Below are 18,466 nucleotides of genomic sequence, written 5' to 3' on the forward strand. Positions count from 1 at the left end.
TTTAACAGAGTTTGATTGAGCCAACAGATATATATACAAAAGGCGGCCATCGGCCGCCTTTTGCATTACTGATTAACGCGCTACTGACGCGTTAGCTGTAGCATCTCACCATTTTCAAAACGGCGACGCTCAGGGTCGATCAACTCCAACGTGCGCTCATCAATGCGCATGAAGTAGTAAATCTGGCCTTCGCCATTTGGCGTTAGCTCGTAAACCGTAGCATCTGGATCAGACGGCGTGCCTGTCAGCACTTCCCAGTTGCCGGCGTAGTTTTCATCCGGCGGTGTTTGGGGATGGTTACGGTAAGTCGCGTTCAGTGTGAACGTGCGCTCTTCAGCTGCGCTCATTTCTTCACCGATCATCGTGACATCCAGGTCAATACCGTCGCAGTTACGGCAAGGCAGTGAGCCCTTGTAGTTAGCCTGCGCGGCAGCAGCCTCTTCCTGCTGCTGTTCCATTTGGCCGCCCGCACAGCCAGCCAGCAGTGCCAACATAGCCGAACCGGCTAGCAAACTCCTGAGTTGCATAGAGTGTCTCCTTAATCTCGTGTTGGATATCACATTTATTTACGCGCACTTGTGACAGCATAACTGCTACAAGGTGCGACGCACACCCCTAGCGATGCGAATGCTTGCGCTTGGTTAGCCTTCAAGCGACCATGGCATACCTTCGCTAGGATAATCAGGTTACCGTCATGAGCCAATACTGGAGTCCGGCCGTTCGCGAACTTACGCCTTACGTGCCCGGCGAGCAGCCACGCGAGCAGCTGGTGAAGCTCAATACCAATGAAAACCCTTACCCGCCGGCACCCGGCGTCGGTGAAGCACTGCGTCATTACGCTACCGATCATCTCCGGCTCTACCCTGACCCAACCTCTGCCGATCTGCGCGAAGCGCTGGCGGAGAATTTTCAGGTGGCTAGTAGCCAAGTGTTTGTTGGCAATGGCTCCGATGAGGTGCTCGCGTTTGCTTTTCAGGCTTTCTTTTGCCATCCGGCGCCACTTGACGTGCCGGACATTACATACAGCTTCTATCCTGTGTATGCCAACCTTTACCGCATAGAGCTGCGCAAGCATCCACTTACGGCGAACTGGGAAGTCGATACGGACGCGCTTGCGGCAGATACAGAGCGCAGCGGCGTTATTTTCGCCAACCCGAATGCACCTACTGGCCATGCCCACTCTCTTGAGACGATTGAGGCACTGCTTAAGCGCGTGACAGACCGGGTGGTACTCATTGATGAAGCATACGTCGATTTCGGCGCTGAGAGCGCCGTGACGCTGGTTAACCGCTATCCTAATCTGCTAGTCACAGGGACATTTTCAAAATCCCGCAGCTTGGCGGGCTTACGTTTAGGCTATGCGGTGGGCTCAGAGGCGTTGATCGACGGCCTTCAACGAGTCAAAGACTCCTTCAATTCGTACCCGGTGGACAGCTTAGCTAGCGTTGTCGGCATCGCAGCACTTAAAGATGCTGAGCACTTTGAGGCATGCCGCGAATATGTCATCACCACGCGAGAACGTACTCGCCAGCGCCTTGAGGCATTAGGGTTTGAAGTGTTGCCATCTAAAGCTAACTTTGTGCTTGCCCAGCATGCTAGTTTTGCAGGTGCTCAACTATATGCTGGACTACGCGAGCGCGGCATTTTGGTGCGTCACTTTAATACCCCAGAGCTCAATAACTTCTTACGGATTACCATCGGCACCGATGATGAAATGGATAATCTGATTGAAACGCTAGAGGCAATCTGCGCTTAACGCTCTAATTTTTAAGTCTTTATCTGGGCGGCGCAAGCCGCCTTTTTTATCGGCCGCTTTTCTTGCGCAAAAAAAATCCCCCGGGGCATGTGCCCTGGGGGATTTTTCATATAAGTGCCTGACGATGACCTACTCTCGCATGGGGAGACCCCACACTACCATCGGCGCTAAGCGGTTTCACTTCTGAGTTCGGCAAGGGATCAGGTGGTTCACGCGTGCTATGGTCGTCAGGCGTAACTGGTGGTATATCATGCTGATGTGACTGTTTTATCTTTTTACGTGCCACCTGCCTGTCTCACTTTTGTGAGTTAGCTTAGCCACACGCTGCGTATCCGGCTTTTTTGATGCGTTAACATCATCACGTTATCATTTTGAGCCAGACCCCTTGGGTGTTATAGGGTCAAGCCTCACGGGCCATTAGTACACGTTAGCTCAACGCCTTGCAGCGCTTCCACACCGTGCCTATCAACCAGCTGGTCTCGCTGGGCCCTTCAGGAGGCTCTAGGCCTCAGGGATGTCTCATCTTGAAGGGGGCTTCCCGCTTAGATGCTTTCAGCGGTTATCCCGTCCGACCATAGCTACCCGGCAATGCCACTGGCGTGACAACCGGAACACCAGAGGGTCGTCCACTCCGGTCCTCTCGTACTAGGAGCAGCCCTTCTCAAACATCCAACGCCCACGGCAGATAGGGACCGAACTGTCTCACGACGTTCTAAACCCAGCTCGCGTACCACTTTAAATGGCGAACAGCCATACCCTTGGGACCGACTTCAGCCCCAGGATGTGATGAGCCGACATCGAGGTGCCAAACACCGCCGTCGATGTGAACTCTTGGGCGGTATCAGCCTGTTATCCCCGGAGTACCTTTTATCCGTTGAGCGATGGCCCTTCCATACAGAACCACCGGATCACTAGAACCTGCTTTCGCACCTGCTCGACGTGTCTGTCTCGCAGTCAAGCACCCTTATGCTCTTGCACTCAATGCACGATGTCCGACCGTGCTGAGGGTACCTTCGTGCTCCTCCGTTACTCTTTAGGAGGAGACCGCCCCAGTCAAACTACCCACCACACACTGTCCTCGATCCGGATAACGGATCTGAGTGAGAACGCCAATGATGCCAGGCTGGTATTTCAAGGTTGGCTCCCTTCGAACTGGCGTCCGAAGTTCAAAGCCTCCCAGCTATCCTACACAGGCAACATCAGCGTCCAGTGTGAAGCTATAGTAAAGGTTCACGGGGTCTTTCCGTCTAGCCGCGGGTACACCGCATCTTCACGGCGATTTCAATTTCACTGAGTCTCGGGTGGAGACAGCGTGGCCATCATTACGCCATTCGTGCAGGTCGGAACTTACCCGACAAGGAATTTCGCTACCTTAGGACCGTTATAGTTACGGCCGCCGTTTACCGGGGCTTCAATCAAGAGCTTCGCCTTGCGGCTAACACCATCATTTAACCTTCCGGCACCGGGCAGGCGTCACACCCTATACGTCCTCTTACGAGTTAGCAGAGTGCTGTGTTTTTAATAAACAGTTGCAGCCACCTGGTATCTTCGACCGGTTCGGGCTAGGAGAGCAAGTCTCTTCACCCTACGCCGGCGTGCCTTCTCCCGAAGTTACGGCACCATTTTGCCTAGTTCCTTCACCCGAGTTCTCTCAAGCGCCTTGGGATTCTCACCCTGACCACCTGTGTCGGTTTGGGGTACGGTCGCACATGATCTGAAGCTTAGAGGCTTTTCCTGGAAGCGTGGCATCAGTGACTTCCTGACCGTGGTCAGTTCATCTCGTGTCTCGGCTTTAAGATCCCGGATTTTCCTAAGATCTCGGCCTACTCACTTTCACCAGGACTACCAACGCCTGGCTCACCTAGCCTTCTTCGTCCCCCCATCGCAACCATGTCCGGTACGGGAATATTAGCCCGTTTTCCATCGACTACGCCTTTCGGCCTCGCCTTAGGGGCCGACTCACTCTGCTCTGATTAGCATCGAACAGAAAACCTTGGTCTTCCGGCGAGGGAGTTTTTCACTCCCTTTATCGTTACTCATGTCAGCATTCGCACTCGTGATACCTCCAGCAGACTTCTCAATCCACCTTCATTGGCTTACACGACGCTCCTCTACCGCTCATTCCGAAGAATGAACCCGTAGCTTCGGTACCTGGTTTAGCCCCGTTACATCTTCCGCGCAGGCCGACTCGACTAGTGAGCTATTACGCTTTCTTTAAAGGATGGCTGCTTCTAAGCCAACCTCCTAGCTGTCTAAGCCTTCCCACATCGTTTCCCACTTAACCAGGATTTCGGGACCTTAGCTGACGGTCTGGGTTGTTTCCCTTTTCACGACGGACGTTAGCACCCGCCGTGTGTCTCCCACGCTGTACTCACCGGTATTCGGAGTTTGCCTCGGGTTGGTAAGTCGGGATGACCCCCTAGCCGAAACAGTGCTCTACCCCCGGCGGTAATACGTGAGGCGCTACCTAAATAGCTTTCGAGGAGAACCAGCTATCTCCGAGCTTGATTAGCCTTTCACTCCGATCCACAAGTCATCCAAATCTTTTTCAACAGATCCTGGTTCGGGCCTCCAGTTGATGTTACTCAACCTTCACCCTGCTCATGGATAGATCGCTCGGTTTCGGGTCTATATCCAGCGACTGTGTCGCCCAGTTAAGACTCGGTTTCCCTACGGCTCCCCTATACGGTTAACCTCGCCACTGAATATAAGTCGCTGACCCATTATACAAAAGGTACGCAGTCACAGAACAAGTCTGCTCCTACTGCTTGTACGCACACGGTTTCAGGATCTATTTCACTCCCCTATCCGGGGTTCTTTTCGCCTTTCCCTCACGGTACTGGTTCACTATCGGTCAGTCAGGAGTATTTAGCCTTGGAGGATGGTCCCCCCGTCTTCAGTCAAGGTTTCTCGTGCCCCGACCTACTCGATTTCACATGATCAGATTTTCGACTACAGGGCTATCACCTGCTACGGCCAGACTTCCCAATCTGTTCGTCTAATCAGTCACATGCTTAAGGGCTGGTCCCCGTTCGCTCGCCGCTACTAGGGGAATCTCGGTTGATTTCTTTTCCTCAGGGTACTTAGATGTTTCAGTTCCCCTGGTTCGCCTCTTACACCTATGTATTCAGTGTAAGATACTGACCTTATGGTCAGTGGGTTTCCCCATTCAGAAATGTCCGGGTCACAGGTTGTTGCCACCTCACCGAACCTTATCGCAGGCTACCACGTCTTTCATCGCCTCTGACTGCCTAGGCATCCACCGTGTGCGCTTCATTGCTTGACCCTATAACCCGAAGGAGTCTGGTATCTCGCAATGATAACGTTCATTTGCCGGATACGTATAAAACGTATCACAATTTAAGAACTCACCTTGCGGTGTGTTCTTGTCAGCATGATATACATTGTTAAAGAGCGACTGCTATAAGCAGTGATAAGTGTTCTTTCACATTAAAAGAAGAAGAAAAGAAGAGACCTTTAAAACGTCAAAGGCTATTTTTTCTTTTTAATGTAAAAAAGACAGAGACACTTATCACTGCGTATCAACAGCATTTTGATCAGGTAATTCATTGTGGACGCTTACTGACTGTGACGCATCGTTTAAGGAGGTGATCCAGCCGCAGGTTCCCCTACGGCTACCTTGTTACGACTTCACCCCAGTCATGAACCACACCGTGGTGATCGCCCTCTTGCGTTAGGCTAACCACTTCTGGTGCAGTCCACTCCCATGGTGTGACGGGCGGTGTGTACAAGGCCCGGGAACGTATTCACCGTGACATTCTGATTCACGATTACTAGCGATTCCGACTTCACGGAGTCGAGTTGCAGACTCCGATCCGGACTGAGACCGGCTTTAAGGGATTCGCTGACTCTCGCGAGCTCGCAGCCCTTTGTACCGGCCATTGTAGCACGTGTGTAGCCCTACCCGTAAGGGCCATGATGACTTGACGTCGTCCCCACCTTCCTCCGGTTTGTCACCGGCAGTCTCCTTAGAGTTCCCGACATTACTCGCTGGCAAATAAGGACAAGGGTTGCGCTCGTTACGGGACTTAACCCAACATTTCACAACACGAGCTGACGACAGCCATGCAGCACCTGTCTTATAGTTCCCGAAGGCACAATCGCATCTCTGCAATCTTCTATAGATGTCAAGGGTAGGTAAGGTTCTTCGCGTTGCATCGAATTAAACCACATGCTCCACCGCTTGTGCGGGCCCCCGTCAATTCATTTGAGTTTTAACCTTGCGGCCGTACTCCCCAGGCGGTCGACTTATCGCGTTAACTTCGCCACAAAGTGCTCTAGGCACCCAACGGCTGGTCGACATCGTTTACGGCGTGGACTACCAGGGTATCTAATCCTGTTTGCTACCCACGCTTTCGCACCTCAGTGTCAGTATCAGTCCAGAAGGCCGCCTTCGCCACTGGTATTCCTCCCGATCTCTACGCATTTCACCGCTACACCGGGAATTCTACCTTCCTCTCCTGTACTCTAGCCTCACAGTTCCGGATGCCGTTCCCAGGTTGAGCCCGGGGCTTTCACAACCGGCTTATAAAGCCACCTACGCGCGCTTTACGCCCAGTAATTCCGATTAACGCTTGCACCCTCCGTATTACCGCGGCTGCTGGCACGGAGTTAGCCGGTGCTTCTTCTGCGAGTGATGTCTTTCCTAATGGGTATTAACCACTAGGCGTTCTTCCTCGCTGAAAGTGCTTTACAACCCTAAGGCCTTCTTCACACACGCGGCATGGCTGGATCAGGGTTGCCCCCATTGTCCAATATTCCCCACTGCTGCCTCCCGTAGGAGTTCGGGCCGTGTCTCAGTCCCGATGTGGCTGATCATCCTCTCAGACCAGCTACGGATCGTTGCCTTGGTAGGCCTTTACCCTACCAACTAGCTAATCCGACATAGGCTCATCCAATAGCGGGAGCCAAAGCCCCCTTTCTCCCGTAGGACGTATGCGGTATTAGCCTGGGTTTCCCCAGGTTATCCCCCACTATCGGGCAGATTCCTATGCATTACTCACCCGTCCGCCGCTCGTCACCCAAGAAGCAAGCTTCTCTGTGCTACCGCTCGACTTGCATGTGTTAGGCCTGCCGCCAGCGTTCAATCTGAGCCATGATCAAACTCTTCAGTTTACAATCATTGTGATCCTTACTTGTCATCCGAGGACAACAAAAGCGGAATCAAACTTGGCTCAAGGTTCAAACGAATTCATTCAAAACGGATTAAAAAGGCAATGCCTTTAAAATCTTATTGCTTGAGTCGCTTGCCTTGATATTGGGTGATTTGTCACCAACATCAGCAAGCGCCCACATGAATTACCTGATCAAATTGTTAAAGAGCGTTTCGCTGTGGCTATCGTGTTGTGATAGCGGGCCAACCGTTGAACTGTTTGGCCTCAGCGAGAAAGGCGTATTCTACGCACTTCCGAGCGTTTGTCAATCTGCAATTTTCGCGGCCAATTTGACGACCCAACAAAAACGCTAACCTACTGACAAACCGAAGTTTTTCAACTTCATTCACCGCTGGTAACGCTTGGCGTCCCCGGCAGCGGATGCGGACTTTACGGACTCGCTGACGAGTTGGCAAGGGCTCTGATGAAAATAAGTATAAAAATAGACTGAAAGGTTTAGTTCTTGGATTTTGCTTTGCGCATAACGGCTAAAACAGGGCCTGAAGCCACGTAGGTACCAAATAGCAATAGCAACATCACTGACGGCTCGACCGAGATCAGCACAAAGGCTAGTACGATGGCTAACAGCACTACAAAAGGCACCGGCTTACGTACATCAAACTCTTTAAAGCTGTAATAGCGAATATTACTCACCATTAATACGCCTGCGGCGGCTACAACGACCAGCATCAGCAGCTTGAAGCCAAACGCATCGGCATCAAAACTGTGGAAGGTCCAAACGCTAGCGGCGACTAACGCTGCGGCAGACGGGCTTGGCAAACCGATAAACCATTTTTTATCGACACTGCCAATTTGGACATTAAAGCGCGCAAGGCGCAGCGCAGCGCAGGCAACGTAAAGGAAAGCGACTACCCAGCCGGTTTTGCCAATGTCTTGCAGAATCCAGGTAAACGCGACCAATGCCGGCGCCATACCGAACGAAATCATATCGGCCAGACTGTCGTACTCAGCCCCGAACTCGCTCTGCGTGTTGGTCATACGTGCGACACGGCCATCCAAGCCATCTAGCACCATCGCAATAAAAATCGCCACGGCTGCCGAGGTAAATTCACCATTAATGCCCGCAACCACGGCAAAGAAGCCAGCAAACAGTGCCGACGTGGTAAATAGGTTGGGCAGTAAATAGATACCTTTGCGGCGAATCTTCTTGCCGTCTTCTACCGCATCTTCGACCACTTCGGTTTCACGCAGAAAAGCGGCCGCCAGATCTTCATTGCCGCCGACATCTGAGTGCTCGGCTGGGTCATGATCTGGTTCAATCGAGCCTGGGTGCTGTTGATCGCGAGCGTCCTGTGTCATAGGTTTCATCCATTAAAAGTGAAGTCACGGGAACAGTATTGGCTTTCATTCTACACGGTGAATGACACTCAGCCAGCCAATTGCAGCTAGCCATCGGCAAACAGAGGCGCAAAGCCATCCATAAAAAACGCCGCCCCATGTAAATTGTGGAAGCGGCGTTCTTGGCTTGCTTATCGTGTTACTGACGCTTAGAGCGACAAAACCTTATCACCCCGAGCAATACCCGAAACGCCGGTACGCGCAACTTCGAGAATACCCACGGGCGCCATTGCCTGCAGAAACGCATCCAGCTTGCCCGCATCGCCTGTAATCTGCACGGTATACAGGCTGGGCGTAACGTCGACGATCTGCGCGCGGAAGATGTCCACCGTGCGCTTCACCTCATCGCGGGCTGCACCCAATGCCTTCACTTTCACCAGCATCAGCTCGCGCTCAATGTGGTTCCCTTCGGTGAGATCCACCAGCTTGACCACATCAATCAGCTTATTAAGATGCTTTGTGATCTGCTCAATCACCCGATCATCACCTACGGTCGTGACCGTTAGGCGCGAAAGTGAGGGATCCTCTGTTGGCGCGACGTTAAGCGTTTCAATGTTGAAATTACGCTGAGAGAAAAGCCCGACTACACGTGATAGCGCCCCCGGCTCGTTCTCCATCAGAATCGAGATGATATGACGCATCAGGTACGCTCCGTTTTAGACAGCAGCATGTCACGCATCGCGCCTAACGGCACATGCATCGGATAGACGTGCTCAAAAGGGTCAACCTTCACGTCAAGGAACACCAGCTCGTGCTTATCAGCAAACGCACGCTCTAGCGCGGGCTCGAGCTCTTCAATGGTGGTCACCGTAATCGCCGTAAACCCATACGCTTCAATCAGCATATGAAAGTCGGGGAGCGATTCCATATAGGAATGTGCGTGGCGAGATTTATAGTTCAAATCCTGCCATTGGCGCACCATGCCAAGCGACGCATTGTTCAGATTGACGATCTTAACGCCCACGCCATACTGCTTACAGGTTGAGAGCTCCTGCATCATCATCTGAAAACTGCCCTCACCCGTCACGCAGACGACGTCGCTTTCCGGATAATTCTGCTTGATCCCCATGGCGGCAGGGAAACCAAAGCCCATAGTGCCTAGTCCGCCCGAAGTAATGAGCCGGTTAGGTTTATCAAACTTGTAGTACTGGGCTGCAAACATCTGATGCTGACCAACGTCGGTCGTCACATACGCCTCGCCCCGCGTAACGCGGCAGAGTGCCTCGACGACTTCCTGAGGCTTAAGCGCCTCGCCGGGCTTTGAAGGCTCATAAAGCTTGCCGACACGATCGGCACGCCAGCCATCAATTTTCTGCCACCACTCGGTGAGCGCCTCCGGATGAGCAATTTTCTGCCCTTGCACCAGGCTAATCATCTCATTGATGACACTTAGCGCAGGCCCAACGATGGGCACATCGGCACGCACCGTTTTAGAGATAGAGCTTGGATCAACGTCAACGTGAATAATTTTGGCTGTCGGGCAGAACTTTGATGTGCTGTTAGTCACGCGGTCATCAAAACGCGCCCCGATGGCAATGATCAGATCGGCATGGTGCATGGCCATGTTGGACTCATACGAGCCGTGCATGCCCAACCACCCCAAACACTGCTGATCACTCTGGGGGTACGAACCAATGCCCATCAGCGTCGTAGTAATCGGATAACCCAGCTGCTTAACCAGATCGGTTAGGCCTTCGCTAGCTTTGCCGGTTACCACACCACCGCCGGTATAAAACACCGGCCGCTTGGCCTTGAGCATTAGCTCCACGGCTTTTTTGATCTGCCCGGTATGGCCACGCGTGACGGGGTTATACGAGCGCATCTTGACCTTCTTAGGGTAGATGTACTCGTAGCGCTCGGTCGGCGCGGTCATATCTTTGGGGATATCGACCACGACAGGACCAGGACGGCCCGTGGCAGCTAAATAAAACGCTTTTTTGAGCACTTCCGGGATTTGAGAAGGATGACGAATCGAGAAACTATGCTTCACGATAGGGCGAGTGACCCCGACGATATCCGTTTCCTGAAAAGCATCTTCACCAATCAGGTGGCTGGCGACTTGACCGCACAGCACCACCATGGGAATTGAATCCATATAGGCGGTGGCAATGCCGGTCACGGCGTTGGTCGCCCCTGGGCCTGACGTGACCAGCACGCAGCCGGGCTTACCCGAGGCACGAGCATAGCCATCGGCGGCGTGAGTGGCCGCTTGTTCGTGACGCACTAAAATGTGCTTCACCTTGTCCTGACGGAAGAGCGCATCATAAATATGCAGCGCTGCACCGCCGGGGTAACCATAAATGTGTTCGATGCCCTCATCTTGCAAGAAGCGGGCGATCATATCTGCGCCGGAAAGCAGTTCCACTGTATTTCTCCCCTGAAGGTCTCGAGTGCGATCCGTATCCAAATGGGCACGGTGTCGAGTGCGGCGGTATGCCGCTGCCGGCCAATGCCGGCACCTGATGCCAAACCCTGGCATATGGCCCGGTTAGGGCCTGCACTCTCATCGGAAACGCTGCTTTATGGCAACATAAATCAGCTGTTCCCTTGCACGGCGGTTTGCCGCGTCGGGGCGTTGGCCAGGCTGGGCGGTTAGCCCAAGCCCGGAATTCCTTCGGCGGGTAAAGGCCTTAGCCTACCCTTCGCACGGGGATGAGGGGTTGCCCGTTAAGTCCGTGCCCGCAAATCAGGAACCGATAAGATTCCATTAGCACCCTCAGCGTGTCAACCTCCGATCAGGTCAAACGCAACAAACGTCGCCGTAAGCCATTAAAAAAGCTCCGTCAGCAACGCTGAAGGAGCTTTTTGCTTATTCAATTGCGCAAAAATAGCGACATTTATCGTTAAACAAACACCAGCTTGCCGTCTTCCGCCGTGATATGAATGGTATCGCCCGGCGCAAACTTACCGGCCAGCAGATCCTGCGCCAGCGGATTTTCAATACGCCGCTGAATTGCCCGCTTAAGCGGTCGCGCGCCATACACAGGGTCAAAACCCACCACCGCTAGCTGAGCCATGGCATCGTCACTGACCTCAAGCTTCAACTCATGTTCGGCAAGGCGCAGCTTCAAGCGCTCCAGCTGAATACCGGCAATGGCCTGAATCTGCTCTTGCCCCAGCGCATGAAACACAACCACTTCGTCGATACGGTTGATAAGCTCTGGCCGGAAGTGATTACCCACCATCTCCATCACCATGTTTTTCATCAACTCATAGCGACTATCTTTATCAGAACTTTCTTTATCGGCGCCAGTATCACCACCCATGCGCTGAATAATGTCCGAACCCATATTGGACGTCATGACGATCACGGTATTGCGAAAGTCCACGGTGCGGCCCTGGCCATCGGTTAAACGGCCATCTTCTAATACCTGCAGCAAAATATTGAAGACATCGGGATGCGCTTTTTCCACCTCATCCAGCAGCAGCACGGAATAAGGCTTACGCCGCACGGCTTCGGTTAAGTAGCCGCCCTCTTCGTAGCCCACATAGCCCGGAGGCGCACCGATTAGACGAGCCACGGAGTGCTTCTCCATAAACTCCGACATATCGATACGCACCATGGCGTCTTCAGTATCGAACAAAAAATTCGCCAGCGACTTACACAGCTCGGTTTTACCCACCCCGGTTGGGCCGAGGAATAAAAACGATCCGTTGGGCCGATTGGGGTCCGAAAGCCCGGCCCTAGAGCGGCGCACGGCGTTAGCCACGGCCTCTACGGCCTCGTCCTGGCCAATGACGCGCTCGTGCAAGGCGTCTTCCATACGCAGCAGCTTGTCGCGCTCACCTTCCAGCATTTTCGAGACTGGAATACCCGTCCAACGCGACACGACTTCCGCAATTTCTTCTTCGGTCACATTAGAGCGCAGCAGCTGGTGGCTTGAGGTATCGGCCTCGCCTTCACTGCTTTCAGCAATTTTTTTCTCAAGCTCAGGAATTTTGCCGTACTGAATTTCCGACATGCGGCCAAGGTCGCCCTGGCGGCGCGCCTGTTCAAGGTCCAGGCGCACTTGCTCAAGCTCAGCCTTGAACTGAGCGGCACCTTGAATACTAGCCTTTTCCGCTTTCCAGATTTCATCCAGGTCAGCGTACTCACGCTCTAGCTCATGAATCTGATTATTGAGGGCCTCGAGGCGCTTTTTAGAGGCGTCATCGGTTTCCTTCTTCAGCGCCTCACGCTCCATTTTGAACTGAATCAGGCGGCGATCCAGGCGATCCATCGCTTCTGGCTTGGAATCCAGCTCCATGCGGATACGCGAGGCGGCCTCGTCGATCAAGTCGATTGCTTTATCGGGCAGCTGACGATCGGTGATATAGCGCGTCGAGAGCTTGGCCGCCGCAATGATGGCGGAGTCGGTAATATCCACACCGTGGTGCACTTCGTAGCGCTCTTTTAGGCCACGCAAAATCGCCACGGTATCTTCTTCAGAAGGCTCATCGACCACGACTTTTTGGAAGCGACGTTCCAGCGCAGCATCTTTTTCAATGTACTTACGGTATTCATCAAGCGTGGTAGCGCCGACGCAGTGCAGCTCGCCACGCGCCAGTGCAGGCTTAAGCATGTTGCCCGCATCCATCGCGCCCTCTGCTTTGCCAGCGCCGACCATGGTGTGCAGCTCATCGATAAACAGAATGACGCGCCCCTCTTCCTGAGAGAGCTCTTTTAGTACGGACTTCAGGCGCTCTTCGAATTCACCGCGGAACTTGGCTCCGGCTAACAGTGAGCCCATATCCAACGACAGCACGCGCTTATCTTTTAAGCCCTCAGGCACCTCACCGTTGACGATACGCTGCGCCAACCCTTCGACAATGGCGGTTTTACCCACGCCCGGCTCGCCGATTAAAACAGGGTTGTTTTTAGTCCGCCGCTGCAATACTTGAATAGTGCGGCGAATCTCATCGTCACGACCAATCACAGGGTCGAGCTTGCCATCCAGCGCCCGCTGGGTGAGATCCATCGTGTACTTATTGAGCGCTTCACGCTGATCTTCAGCGTTCGGGTCATCAACAGTAGCACCGCCACGCAGGCTGTTAATCGCCGCTTCCAGGGTTTTACGATTAATCCCGATTTCTTTAAGTAGCTTAGTGAGGGGCGAATTCATTTCTAGCGCCGCAAGCAGCACAAGCTCGCTGGCAATAAACTGGTCGCCGCGCTTTTGCGCTTCGCGATCCGTTAAGTTGAAAAGCTTGATGAAATCGCGCGATGGCTGCACTTCGCCGTCGAACTGACCCACCTTCGGCAAATTATCCAGCTGCTGGACTAAACCATCGCGCAGACGCGCGCTATTGCCTTCGGCTTTGTCAATCAGCGCTTTAATACCGGTGTCTTTAGTGTCGAGCAGGGCAAGCAGCAAATGCGCAGGGTCTAGCTGATTATGTCCGCGGCCAACGGCAAGCGACTGCGCTTGGGCAATAGCGCTTTGGAGCTTGGCGGTAAATTTATCAAAACGCATGGAATTCCTCCTGGGGTAGCCATGCGTTTGGACGCATCGCGTAACCCGTTAACGTGTCGTTAGACGTGCTAATAATTTTTAGCTTGACAAGTTAAATGGCGTCATTTCTGCGCTTTTCAAGAGGTAGAGCAACAAACCGCTGACTTATTGAGTCTTTAACGATCGCTAGTCGAGCCAAATCACACTGGCCATGCGCCCAGTTTTGCCGCCATCGCGACGATAAGAGTAAAAACGTGATTCGCAGGCGGTACAGAAATGACCACCGCTGATGTGGGTAATGCCCAATGCTTCTAACCGAAAACGCGCCAGCCGATACAGGTCAGCCATGTAATGACCCAGCCGATAAGGGCTGTGATCAAAGGCTTCAGCCGTATCCGGATGAACCGCTACAAAGGCGCCGTAAACCTCAGGCCCCACTTCAAACTGGGCATTTGAAATAGCGGGACCCAGCCACACCAAAATATCATCGGGGTCGGTATTCATCGCCGCGATGGTTGCTTCTAAAACGCCCCCGGCTAAACCACGCCATCCTGCGTGAGCGACCGCCACCTGAGTGCCGGCACGATTACAAAACATCACAGGCAAGCAGTCGGCCGTCAACACGACACAGGCGTACTCATTGGTGATCGCGAGCGCCGCGTCCGCATCGGGCGCTTCCACGCCCGGCACTTCCGCTTGATAACCCTGCTGAACCCGCGCGCCATGGGTTTGATTGAGCCATAGCAGCGGCCGCTCATCGCCTATCTCTTTTTGCAACAGCCGGCGGCACAGCGCCACGTGGTCGGGGTTGTCGCCAACGTGAGCGGCAGGGTTAAAAGCGGCAAAGTCACCTTGACTAGGCCCGGCCTCACGCGTGGTGACAAAAGCACGTACGTTGGCCGGTGCGGGCCAGTCTGGGATTAGCAGCGTGGGCCGTAAATCAATGGCATCGCTCATCTCATGGTCTCGTTATCTTCACGCAGGTAGTCCAGCAGCATCAGCAAATCATCGGGAAGATCCACCTGAAACGTTAAGCTTTCGCCACTTGCCGGGTGCTTGAAAATTAATTTGCGCGCATGCAAAGCCTGGCGGGGAAACTCGCGCAGGATTTCCTTCAAAGGCTCAGCGGCCCCAGGCGGCAGCTTGGCGCGGCCGCCGTACATTGGGTCTCCCACCAACGGATAGCGGGCATGCGCCATATGAACACGGATTTGGTGAGTACGCCCCGTTTCTAACTTGCAGCGAACGTGCGTGTGGGCGCGAAAACGCTCAACCACCCGAAAATGCGTGATGGCCTGCTTGCCCGCCGTCGTCACCGCCTGGCGCTTGCGATCTTTCGGATGACGGCCAATCGGCGCATCGATGGTACTGCCTGAGACCGGCTTACCAATCACCACCGCATCGTACTGGCGTGACACGCTGCGCGCCTGCATCTGATCAACCAGTGCAGTTTGCGCAGGCAGCGTCTTGGCCACCATCATCAACCCCGTGGTGTCTTTGTCTAGGCGGTGTACGATGCCTGCACGGGGCACTTGAGCAATGGCCGGGTGATGATAAAGCAGCGCATTGAGCAGCGTGCCATCAGGATTACCCGCGGCCGGATGCACCACCATGCCGGCGGCTTTATTAATCACCATCATGATGTCGTCTTCATAGACGATATCCAGAGGGATATTCTGCGCTTCAAAGCGCGTATCTTCTTCAATGGTCGCCTGCAGCGCCAGCACTTCATAGCCATGCAGCTTGGCTTTCGGCTTGAACTGAGCGCCATCTACCGTTAATTCTCCGCTATTAATCCACGCTTTTAAGCGCTCGCGGGAATAATCGCTGAACAACTCAGCCGCCGCTTGGTCTAAACGCGCACCGGCTAAAGAGGCGGGCACACGCTGCGTGTCTTCAACTATTCGAGACATGAAAAACCTCTTTAAAACGCAAAAAACCTAGCCAGACGCAAAAAACTTAGCTAAAGCATGGCACTATTTCCAACAACGACACTCGGCGAAACGTCGCTAAGCCTGCGTTTTAGGCCGAGGTGTTTTATAGTGGGTGGACTGCGACCTATACTATCACGGCCATCGCCGCTTTTTTGGTGATTGAGGCTTGTTTGCAACGAGGATGATGATGCGCGTTTTTTCAGCTGCCAACCGCTTTGGTGCTCTAGCCCTAAGCCTTGCCCTGCTAGCGGGCTGTGCAAATAATGACACCAGCGATGAAGAGCCAGATGAATTTGCTGGGGTACAAGAACGCGAGCTGTATGAGCTTGCTCGTACGGCCCTAGACAGTAATCGCTACCCGATTGCGATAGAGCGTTTAGAAGCACTGGATACTCGCTATCCGTTTGGTGCGCATGCCGAGCAGGCACAGCTTGAGTTGATCTATGCCTACTACGAAAACAGCAACTGGGAAGAAGCGCGTGCAGCGGCTAGCCGCTTTATTCGCCTCCACCCCGACCACCCACAGGTAGATTACGCCTACTATCTGCGCGGTCTTTCCGCGTGGCAAGCAGGGCGCTTCAGCTTAGAGCGTCTGCGTTTAATTGATATCTCAAAGCGTGACCTGGGCGCTTCACGGGATGCCTATAATGATTTCCGTGAACTGATTCAGCGCCACCCGCAAAGTGAATACGCGCCCGATGCTCAGCAGCGTATTGTTTACCTGCGTGAACTGATGGCACGGCACGAGCTACACGTCGCAGATTACTATCTACGCCGCGGGGCTTATTTAGCCGCCGTTGAGCGTGGCCGCTGGGTAATCGAAAACTACCCCGAATCCAGCGCCACTCGCGATGCCCTAGCCACCATGGTAGAAGGCTATCAAGGGCTGGATATGGATGATCGCGCCAGTGAAGTGCTCGCGGTGCTGCGTGAGAACGCGCCCGATCACGAACAGCTGCAGGGCAATCGTTTCGTGCCCAAGCACGTCAAAAAGAATGACTAACGAACCGTAACGGCTTCGTGAACGACGTTCCTTAAGAACTAAAAAACCACGCCGAGGCGTGGTTTTTGGGGTTTTCCTACTCGCCGGGCTGCCATCCATTCACAATCGGATAGCGACGGTCGCGGCCAAAGCCTCGCGGAGTGACGCGAACGCCAATAGGTGCCTGACGGCGCTTATACTCACAGCGATCGACGAGCTTAACGACTTTATACACATCTTCATGATCGAACCCGGCGGCGATGATCGCTTCCGCGCTCATATCGCCTTCGATGTAGTTGACCAAAATAGCGTCAAGGACGTCGTAGTCCGGCAACGAGTCGCTGTCCTGCTGATCGGGCGCCAGCTCTGCGCTGGGTGGGCGCTCAATCACACGCTCAGGAATCGCCGGCGACTGGGTATTGCGCCAGCGAGCCAGACGATACACCCAGGTTTTATACACGTCTTTAATCGCGTTATAGCCACCCACCATATCACCGTAGAGCGTCGCGTAGCCCACCGCCATTTCGCTCTTGTTTCCGGTGGTCAGCACCATCAGGCCTTTCTTATTCGAAAGTGCCATTAGCAGCACGCCACGACAGCGCGACTGAAGATTTTCTTCCGTCGTATCCCGTTCGGTGCCTGCAAAGCTCTCCGCCAGCGTCCCCATAAACGCCTCGACCATGGGTTCAATCGGCAGAACTTCGTAGTGCACACCTAGTAAATTGGCCTGCTCGGCAGCGTCCTGCTTGGAGATGTCTGCCGTGTAGTGATAAGGCATCATCACCGCCTGTACCCGCTGAGGCCCTAGGGCATCGACCGCAATGGCCAGCGAGAGCGCGGAATCAATGCCACCAGAAAGCCCCAGCACGACCCCGTCAAAACCACTCTTGTTGACATAATCGCGCAGTCCGGTGACCAGCGCGCAGTAAAGGCTCTCTTCGGGTGCAGCTTCAGGGTCAATCTCACCCGGCTGAGGCTCCCATACCGTGGCACTGGTTTGTAAAAACTGAATCGGCATCAAGCCAGCCTGCCAATACGGCGCTAACACCTGCAGTTCGCCGCTGGCGTTAACGCAGCAGGAGCCGCCATCAAAGACGAGCTCGTCCTGGCCGCCAATGGTATTCACATACACAATCGGGCGTTTAACGTCTTGGGCGTGCTGCTCCAATAAGCGCAGCCGTTCGGCGGGCTTGTCCTGGTGGTAAGGCGAGGCATTCAGCGTAATCAGCACTTCAGCACCCGCCTGGGTCGTGGCCTTGACCGGCGCACCATCCCACAAGTCTTCGCAGATCAAGATGCCTAATCGGGCGCCCTTATGCTGATATACCAGCGGCTGTGTGCCGGGCGTGAAATAGCGCTGCTCGTCAAACACCTGATAGTTAGGCAACGCCTGTTTGGCGTACTCGGCTTCCCACTGCCCGTTGTAAAGCAACCCAGCCAGGTTATAACACTGCCCTTCGCGTACGCCTGGGTAGCCGATAATCACCAGCACATCGCGGGAGATTTTCGACGCCATCAAAGCGCGGGCTTCGCGCAGGCGTGTTTCCATTGAGGGGCGCAGCAGCAAATCTTCCGGCGGATAGCCCGACAAAAAAAGCTCCGGAAAGACCACAATATCCGCCCCATGTTCAATTCGCGCTTCGCGCACGGCTTCAATTGCACGCGCGGCGTTGCCGGGAATATCCCCGACCAGAGGATCGAGTTGGGCCATTACCAGCGTTAAGTCTTGCATGGGCATCAAAATCTCTTGAGAATCTTAAGAATAGGGTTGCACCGTCATACGGCATTGTCCCGCAAGGGCCGCCAGCTAGCAAAGGCCGCGCGACACA

General features: G+C 53.9%; 10 protein-coding genes and 3 rRNA genes. 2 read left to right on the forward strand and 11 right to left on the reverse strand.

Going from position 1 to position 18,466, the window contains the following annotated elements:
- Window positions 1-80 precede the first annotated feature (80 nt).
- Complete coding sequence (locus KUO20_RS13355) at window positions 81-527, reverse strand: copper resistance protein NlpE N-terminal domain-containing protein (RefSeq protein WP_235040332.1); 447 nt, start codon at window positions 525-527, stop codon at window positions 81-83.
- A 167-nt stretch (window positions 528-694) separates the two neighbouring features.
- Between KUO20_RS13355 and hisC the strand changes: the two genes are divergently transcribed.
- The gene (gene hisC, locus KUO20_RS13360) at window positions 695-1,756 is read left to right on the forward strand and encodes a histidinol-phosphate transaminase (RefSeq protein ID WP_235040333.1); all 1,062 of its coding nucleotides are present in this window, start codon (window positions 695-697) and stop codon (window positions 1,754-1,756) included.
- Between the two features lie 116 nt (window positions 1,757-1,872).
- Here hisC and rrf read toward each other — a convergent pair.
- From rrf to rluD, 9 genes are all read right to left on the reverse strand, one after another.
- Window positions 1,873-1,988 (reverse strand): 5S ribosomal RNA (gene rrf, locus KUO20_RS13365).
- Between the two features lie 164 nt (window positions 1,989-2,152).
- Window positions 2,153-5,042, reverse strand: a 23S ribosomal RNA gene (locus KUO20_RS13370).
- 315 nt (window positions 5,043-5,357) lie between these two features.
- Window positions 5,358-6,892: ribosomal RNA gene (locus tag KUO20_RS13375) — 16S ribosomal RNA — on the reverse strand.
- Together the 16S, 23S and 5S rRNA genes form the textbook arrangement of a ribosomal RNA operon.
- A 494-nt stretch (window positions 6,893-7,386) precedes the next feature.
- Window positions 7,387-8,259 carry a CDP-diacylglycerol--serine O-phosphatidyltransferase gene (gene pssA, locus KUO20_RS13380; RefSeq protein WP_422823080.1) on the reverse strand — a complete coding sequence of 291 codons (873 nt, stop codon included), beginning with the start codon at window positions 8,257-8,259 and terminating at the stop codon, window positions 7,387-7,389.
- 179 nt (window positions 8,260-8,438) lie between these two features.
- Complete coding sequence (ilvN, locus tag KUO20_RS13385; protein WP_040183026.1) at window positions 8,439-8,930, reverse strand: acetolactate synthase small subunit; 492 nt, start codon at window positions 8,928-8,930, stop codon at window positions 8,439-8,441.
- A complete protein-coding gene (locus tag KUO20_RS13390) occupies window positions 8,930-10,654 on the reverse strand; it encodes an acetolactate synthase 3 large subunit (protein WP_235040335.1) in 1,725 nt (574 codons plus the stop codon). Before KUO20_RS13390 ends, ilvN begins: the two co-directional genes overlap by 1 nt.
- 478 nt (window positions 10,655-11,132) lie before the next feature.
- Window positions 11,133-13,742: an ATP-dependent chaperone ClpB gene (gene clpB / locus KUO20_RS13395; protein ID WP_235040336.1), complete on the reverse strand. Its 2,610-nt coding sequence runs from the start codon at window positions 13,740-13,742 to the stop codon at window positions 11,133-11,135.
- A 165-nt stretch (window positions 13,743-13,907) separates the two neighbouring features.
- Entirely contained in the window at window positions 13,908-14,678 is a 771-nt protein-coding gene (gene pgeF, locus KUO20_RS13400) for a peptidoglycan editing factor PgeF (protein WP_235040337.1), read from the reverse strand.
- Window positions 14,675-15,634 carry a 23S rRNA pseudouridine(1911/1915/1917) synthase RluD gene (rluD, locus tag KUO20_RS13405; RefSeq protein WP_235040338.1) on the reverse strand — a complete coding sequence of 320 codons (960 nt, stop codon included), beginning with the start codon at window positions 15,632-15,634 and terminating at the stop codon, window positions 14,675-14,677. The genes pgeF and rluD overlap by 4 nt, the downstream gene beginning before the upstream one ends.
- A gap of 208 nt (window positions 15,635-15,842) precedes the next feature.
- Between rluD and KUO20_RS13410 the strand changes: the two genes are divergently transcribed.
- Complete coding sequence (locus KUO20_RS13410) at window positions 15,843-16,658, forward strand: outer membrane protein assembly factor BamD (protein WP_235040339.1); 816 nt, start codon at window positions 15,843-15,845, stop codon at window positions 16,656-16,658.
- Window positions 16,659-16,734: 76 nt separating this feature from the next.
- Here KUO20_RS13410 and KUO20_RS13415 read toward each other — a convergent pair whose 3' ends face one another.
- Window positions 16,735-18,369: an NAD+ synthase gene (locus KUO20_RS13415; RefSeq protein ID WP_235042484.1), complete on the reverse strand. Its 1,635-nt coding sequence runs from the start codon at window positions 18,367-18,369 to the stop codon at window positions 16,735-16,737.
- Between the last annotated feature and the right edge of the window lie 97 nt (window positions 18,370-18,466).

Origin of the sequence: Vreelandella profundi (genome assembly GCF_019722725.1) — a bacterium.
In the GTDB taxonomy this organism is placed as follows: Bacteria; Pseudomonadota; Gammaproteobacteria; order Pseudomonadales; family Halomonadaceae; genus Vreelandella; species Vreelandella profundi.